Below are 1178 nucleotides of genomic sequence, written 5' to 3' on the forward strand. Positions count from 1 at the left end.
CCTGTGTGTCGCGCTCCCGTCATGGATATTTCATGTGTCTATAATTGAATTTTAAAGGTCACATGGAATCTCGCAATTATAATCATCCCAGTGTGGGACTTTTTAGGCATGCTCGATTTCATTTGAAGCGGCTTTCGTGTTTACCTTTACGAATACATAAGAGAATTCGCTACAATGATCAATTATTCCACACTCGTCAAAAAATGGGCTGAGCAGTTAACGATTTATGAGCAATTTGAAGCTCAGGCGCTCATTGAGTGGCTGTTGGAGCATCACTTGGGTTTGAGACGGGTGGATATGATGCGGTTTTTGGAGGAAAAAGACCTTCCCCAGGCACTGTGGGATGATTTTAATCGATTGAAAACCGGGGAACCCATACAGCAGATTTTGGGAAAGGCTCCTTTCTACGGCAGGGAATTTCAGGTGAGCAGAGATACCTTGATTCCCAGAAATGAAACCGAGGAACTGGTGCATTTGATCATCAAGGAGAATCCGCAATCATGTCTTAAGGTTCTTGATATTGGTACGGGCACAGGTTGTATTCCGATTACCTTGTTTTTGGAAATGAACGAGGCAGAAGTTTACGGATTGGATGTTTCTGCGTCCGCCTTAGCCATCGCTCAGAAAAATGCAGAGGTATTAAAAGCGAAAGTGCGCTGGATTCAGTTGGATATTTTGGAAGAGGAGCTTCCAATTCGAGATTTGGATATTTTGGTTAGCAATCCTCCTTATATTCCTGAAAAGGGCAAAGCTAAGATGCATTCCAATGTCCTGGATTTTGAACCGGCATTGGCACTTTTTGTACCCGATGAGGATCCCTTGCTTTTTTACCGGAGAATTGCCGATTTGGGGAAAAAGGCATTAAAACCGAAGGGGAAACTTTACTTCGAAATTCATGAGGATTTTGGTAACGAAGTCAGCGATTTGCTTCTGCAAAAAGGCTATAGGGAGGTGAAGGTAATTCAAGATTTGAATGGAAAGGATCGGATGGTGTTTGGACAATTTTAAATTTTGTAACCCAAAAAAAGTATTAGGATCAGATAAAATAAATATTAAGCCATTCGTCATTTAAATAGGGGGGGTGTAATTTAGGTTGAGAAAAAAAGTATTCGTTTTTAGGTTCAAAAATCTTTAAACACTAAATTTTAAAACGTATGAAGAAGCAACATTTTCAATCC

The 1178-nt window shown here is 40.4% G+C and carries 1 protein-coding gene; it reads left to right on the plus strand.

The window, feature by feature from the left end:
• Positions 1-174 precede the first annotated feature (174 nt).
• Positions 175-1008 (plus strand): peptide chain release factor N(5)-glutamine methyltransferase, encoded by an 834-nt coding sequence (prmC, locus tag BLQ57_RS20780; protein ID WP_087941508.1) that lies wholly within the window; start codon positions 175-177, stop codon positions 1006-1008.
• Positions 1009-1178: the final 170 nt, after the last annotated feature.

It is taken from the genome of Algoriphagus faecimaris (genome assembly GCF_900101705.1).
Lineage (GTDB): Bacteria > Bacteroidota > Bacteroidia > Cytophagales > Cyclobacteriaceae > Algoriphagus > Algoriphagus faecimaris.